Raw genomic sequence first — 5,937 nt, forward strand, 5'->3', positions numbered from 1 at the left:
AAATCTGTCATATACTCGTGGGCTTCGCTGCTGAATACCCCTGGTGTTCAGGCCCAGTCGGTCTCTTCGGAGGTGATTGGAGGGGGTGAAGAAAAAGTCTTCGAAAGTTGACGCGGTTTGAAAAAACGGTGCATAATCGAAGGCTTCGCTGAAACGAACTGCTTCAGTGACTTGCGATGAAAGTCGCGGGTTGCGAAAGAAGTTGGTTGAAGCGAAAAGCCAAGAAAGTTTGGTGAGATTTGAAAAAATCGTGCTAGACTACAAGGCTCCGCTGAAATGACTTCGGTGGCTGACAATGAAAGTTGTGAGCTGCGAATAACGAAGAAATGGAAGGCGAAAAAAGTTTGGCGATTCTTTAAAAATCGTGCTAGACTACAAGGCTTCGCTGATCGCAGCAAGCAAACGAAGTAAACGACAAGTTGCTTTGGTGATCGTTAAAAAATTACAGCCGATAAGCGTGGGCGTTTGAAGGTAATTGCACAAGTTCTTCGGAACAAGTCGCAAGACTTAAAACGCTCATGAGAATAGAAGTGAAGTTCACTTCAATTCCGTTTTTGTGAGTTTTGCTCCATCGCGAGATGGGGCGCAAAAATCAAGATCGAACTATAGAGTTTGATCCTGGCTCAGATTGAACGCTGGCGGCATGCCTTACACATGCAAGTCGAACGGCAGCGCGGGAGCAATCCTGGCGGCGAGTGGCGAACGGGTGAGTAATACATCGGAACGTGCCCAATCGTGGGGGATAACGCAGCGAAAGCTGTGCTAATACCGCATACGATCTACGGATGAAAGCAGGGGACCGCAAGGCCTTGCGCGAATGGAGCGGCCGATGGCAGATTAGGTAGTTGGTGAGGTAAAGGCTCACCAAGCCTTCGATCTGTAGCTGGTCTGAGAGGACGACCAGCCACACTGGGACTGAGACACGGCCCAGACTCCTACGGGAGGCAGCAGTGGGGAATTTTGGACAATGGGCGCAAGCCTGATCCAGCCATGCCGCGTGCAGGATGAAGGCCTTCGGGTTGTAAACTGCTTTTGTACGGAACGAAACGGCCTTTTCTAATAAAGAGGGCTAATGACGGTACCGTAAGAATAAGCACCGGCTAACTACGTGCCAGCAGCCGCGGTAATACGTAGGGTGCAAGCGTTAATCGGAATTACTGGGCGTAAAGCGTGCGCAGGCGGTGATGTAAGACAGTTGTGAAATCCCCGGGCTCAACCTGGGAACTGCATCTGTGACTGCATCGCTGGAGTACGGCAGAGGGGGATGGAATTCCGCGTGTAGCAGTGAAATGCGTAGATATGCGGAGGAACACCGATGGCGAAGGCAATCCCCTGGGCCTGTACTGACGCTCATGCACGAAAGCGTGGGGAGCAAACAGGATTAGATACCCTGGTAGTCCACGCCCTAAACGATGTCAACTGGTTGTTGGGTCTTCACTGACTCAGTAACGAAGCTAACGCGTGAAGTTGACCGCCTGGGGAGTACGGCCGCAAGGTTGAAACTCAAAGGAATTGACGGGGACCCGCACAAGCGGTGGATGATGTGGTTTAATTCGATGCAACGCGAAAAACCTTACCCACCTTTGACATGTACGGAATTTGCCAGAGATGGCTTAGTGCTCGAAAGAGAGCCGTAACACAGGTGCTGCATGGCTGTCGTCAGCTCGTGTCGTGAGATGTTGGGTTAAGTCCCGCAACGAGCGCAACCCTTGTCATTAGTTGCTACATTCAGTTGGGCACTCTAATGAGACTGCCGGTGACAAACCGGAGGAAGGTGGGGATGACGTCAAGTCCTCATGGCCCTTATAGGTGGGGCTACACACGTCATACAATGGCTGGTACAAAGGGTTGCCAACCCGCGAGGGGGAGCTAATCCCATAAAACCAGTCGTAGTCCGGATCGCAGTCTGCAACTCGACTGCGTGAAGTCGGAATCGCTAGTAATCGTGGATCAGAATGTCACGGTGAATACGTTCCCGGGTCTTGTACACACCGCCCGTCACACCATGGGAGCGGGTTCTGCCAGAAGTAGTTAGCTTAACCGCAAGGAGGGCGATTACCACGGCAGGGTTCGTGACTGGGGTGAAGTCGTAACAAGGTAGCCGTATCGGAAGGTGCGGCTGGATCACCTCCTTTCTGGAAACAGGCAATTTAATTTAAACGCCCACACTTATCGGTTGTTGGAAGAAGCTGGTTGTCTTCGATGTGAAGATGATCGGCGAATGGGTCTGTAGCTCAGCTGGTTAGAGCACCGTCTTGATAAGGCGGGGGTCGTTGGTTCGAGCCCAACTAGACCCACCAAATCTTCTGATATCTCGTGTGAGAGTTTGAGGGGGATTAGCTCAGCTGGGAGAGCACCTGCTTTGCAAGCAGGGGGTCGTCGGTTCGATCCCGTCATCCTCCACCAACAACTCGATGCTTATTCAACACCAAAGCGGCTTCCCGCGAAAGCATGAGGCTTCTTTGTTGTTGATCAGGATCTCTTGATCAATCGGCTGTTCTTTAAAAATTCATAGAGTCGAATCAGCGCTGCTGATGGAAACCGCACATTCGTAAAGGTTTAGTGCGGACCGTGCCATCAGCGGCAAGAATTTTTGATTGCGTCAAAAGAAACTTCAATTTCGAATCAAATCGATTTTTGAAGACGGCATAACGCGTCAGGTGAAAGACCTGGCAATTCCTTGATTGACTTTGGTTTCCGTGAGGAAACGTCAAAGTTATAGGGTCAAGTGAATAAGAGCACGTGGTGGATGCCTTGGCAATGATAGGCGACGAAGGACGTGATAGCCTGCGATAAGCTTCGGGGAGCTGGCAAATTAGCTTTGATCCGGAGATTTCCGAATGGGGAAACCCACCGAAAGGTATCGCATGATGAATACATAGTCATGCGAGGCGAACCGGGTGAACTGAAACATCTCAGTAGCTCGAGGAAAAGACATCAACCGAGATTCCGAAAGTAGTGGCGAGCGAAATCGGAGAAGCCTGTTAGTGATAGCACAAGACATAACGGAACAGCTTGGAAAGGCTGGCCATAGCGGGTGATAGCCCCGTACGTGAAATGACCTGTGTGGTACTGAGCTAACGACAAGTAGGGCGGGACACGAGAAATCCTGTCTGAATATGGGGGGACCATCCTCCAAGGCTAAATACTCATCATTGACCGATAGTGAACTAGTACCGTGAGGGAAAGGCGAAAAGAACCCCGGGAGGGGAGTGAAATAGATCCTGAAACCGCGTGCTTACAAAAAGTAGGAGCCCGCAAGGGTGACTGCGTACCTTTTGTATAATGGGTCAGCGACTTACATTCAGTGGCAAGGTTAACCGAATAGGGAAGCCGTAGAGAAATCGAGTCCGAATAGGGCGATCAGTCGCTGGGTGTAGACCCGAAACCAAGTGATCTATCCATGGCCAGGATGAAGGTGCCGTAACAGGTACTGGAGGTCCGAACCGACTAGTGTTGCAAAACTAGCGGATGAGCTGTGGATAGGGGTGAAAGGCTAAACAAACTTGGAAATAGCTGGTTCTCTCCGAAAACTATTTAGGTAGTGCCTCAAGTATTACCTTCGGGGGTAGAGCACTGTTTTGGCTAGGGGGTCATGGCGACTTACCAAACCAAGGCAAACTCCGAATACCGAAGAGTACAGCTTGGGAGACAGAGCACCGGGTGCTAACGTCCGGACTCAAGAGGGAAACAACCCAGACCGCCAGCTAAGGTCCCTAAAATTGGCTAAGTGGGAAACGAAGTGGGAAGGCTAAAACAGTCAGGATGTTGGCTTAGAAGCAGCCATCATTTAAAGAAAGCGTAATAGCTCACTGATCGAGTCGTCCTGCGCGGAAGATGTAACGGGGCTAAGCCAGTTACCGAAGCTGCGGATTTGCAATTTATTGCAAGTGGTAGGAGAGCGTTCTGTAAGCCTGTGAAGGTGCGTTGTAAAGCGTGCTGGAGGTATCAGAAGTGCGAATGCTGACATGAGTAGCGTTAAAGGGGGTGAAAAGCCCCCTCGCCGTAAGCGCAAGGTTTTCTACGCAACGTTCATCGGCGTAGAGTGAGTCGGCCCCTAAGGCGAGGCAGAGATGCGTAGCTGATGGGAAACAGGTCAATATTCCTGTACCGATGTGTAGTGCGATGTGGGGACGGATCTTAATAGGTCATCCGGGTGTTGGATATCCCGGTTTAGTTGGATGTAGGCGTGCATTAGGCAAATCCGGTGCACATATACCGAGGCCAACGATCGAGCCAGCTTGCTGGTGAAGTGACTGAACGAGGTTCCAGGAAAAGCCACTAAGCTTCAGCTACACACGACCGTACCGCAAACCGACACTGGTGCGCGAGATGAGTATTCTAAGGCGCTTGAGAGAACTCAGGAGAAGGAACTCGGCAAATTGACACCGTAACTTCGGAAGAAGGTGTGCCCTATTAGTGTGAAGTGAACAACGGAGCATGAATGGGTTGCAAAAAATCGGTGGCTGCGACTGTTTATTAAAAACACAGCACTCTGCAAACACGAAAGTGGACGTATAGGGTGTGACGCCTGCCCGGTGCTGGAAGATTAAATGATGGGGTGCAAGCTCTTGATTGAAGTCCCAGTAAACGGCGGCCGTAACTATAACGGTCCTAAGGTAGCGAAATTCCTTGTCGGGTAAGTTCCGACCTGCACGAATGGCGTAACGATGGCCACACTGTCTCCTCCTGAGACTCAGCGAAGTTGAAATGTTTGTGATGATGCAATCTCCCCGCGGAAAGACGGAAAGACCCCATGAACCTTTACTGTAGCTTTGTATTGGACTTTGAACAGATCTGTGTAGGATAGGTGGGAGGCTTTGAAGCAGGGTCGCTAGATCTTGTGGAGCCAACGTTGAAATACCACCCTGGTGTGTTTGAGGTTCTAACCTAGGTCCATTATCTGGATCGGGGACAGTGCATGGTAGGCAGTTTGACTGGGGCGGTCTCCTCCCAAAGCGTAACGGAGGAGTTCGAAGGTACGCTAGTTACGGTCGGACATCGTGACGATAGTGCAATGGCATAAGCGTGCTTAACTGCGAGACTGACAAGTCGAGCAGATGCGAAAGCAGGACATAGTGATCCGGTGGTTCTGTATGGAAGGGCCATCGCTCAACGGATAAAAGGTACTCTGGGGATAACAGGCTGATACCGCCCAAGAGTTCATATCGACGGCGGTGTTTGGCACCTCGATGTCGGCTCATCTCATCCTGGGGCTGTAGCCGGTCCCAAGGGTATGGCTGTTCGCCATTTAAAGAGGTACGTGAGCTGGGTTTAAAACGTCGTGAGACAGTTTGGTCCCTATCTTCCGTGGGCGCTGCAGATTTGAGGAAGCCTGCTCCTAGTACGAGAGGACCGGAGTGGACACACCTCTGGTGTATCGGTTGTCACGCCAGTGGCATTGCCGAGTAGCTAAGTGTGGAAGAGATAACCGCTGAAAGCATCTAAGCGGGAAACTCGTTTCAAGATGAGATCTGCCGGGGCCTTGAGCCCCCTGAAGAGTCGTTCAAGACCAGGACGTTGATAGGTCAGGTGTGGAAGCGCAGTAATGCGTTAAGCTAACTGATACTAATTGCTCGTGCGGCTTGACCCTATAATTTTGATCGGTCAGATCAAGGTGTTATGCCAAGTTGACGCATTCAAAACAATTCGCCAAGGCTGATTCCAAACTCTATGAATTCGTTTGATTGATCGCGTGATCAGTCAGACAACCCTTTATGCCTGATGACCATAGCGAGTTGGTCCCACTCCTTCCCATCCCGAACAGGACAGTGAAACGACTCAGCGCCGATGATAGTGCGGGTTCCCGTGTGAAAGTAGGTCATCGTCAGGCTCTTACAGCCCAGAAACCCCCAGTCGAATATCGGCTGGGGGTTTTTGCTTTGCAGTCGCGGAAACGGAAAATACCGAGAAGCAGCTAGAGATTGTGCAAGCCTG

At 51.0% G+C, this 5,937-nt stretch carries 2 tRNA genes and 3 rRNA genes; all 5 read left to right on the top strand.

The annotated features are described in order from the left end of the window. Positions 1-600 precede the first annotated feature (600 nt). The 5 genes from BMY35_RS37360 (at position 601) to rrf (ending at position 5,833) form a co-directional block, all read left to right on the top strand. A 16S ribosomal RNA gene (locus BMY35_RS37360) occupies positions 601-2,135 on the top strand. A gap of 88 nt (positions 2,136-2,223) precedes the next feature. Beyond that, a tRNA-Ile gene (locus BMY35_RS37365) sits at positions 2,224-2,300 on the top strand. 30 nt (positions 2,301-2,330) lie between these two features. After that, positions 2,331-2,406 (top strand) — tRNA-Ala (locus tag BMY35_RS37370). Between the two features lie 316 nt (positions 2,407-2,722). Further along, positions 2,723-5,593 (top strand): 23S ribosomal RNA (locus tag BMY35_RS37375). A 127-nt stretch (positions 5,594-5,720) separates the two neighbouring features. Continuing rightward, positions 5,721-5,833, top strand: a 5S ribosomal RNA gene (gene rrf / locus BMY35_RS37380). Together the 16S, 23S and 5S rRNA genes with 2 tRNA genes alongside form the textbook arrangement of a ribosomal RNA operon. The last annotated feature ends 104 nt before the right edge of the window (positions 5,834-5,937 follow it).

The organism is Variovorax sp. YR750, assembly GCF_900109805.1.
GTDB lineage: Bacteria > Pseudomonadota > Gammaproteobacteria > Burkholderiales > Burkholderiaceae_C > Variovorax > Variovorax gossypii.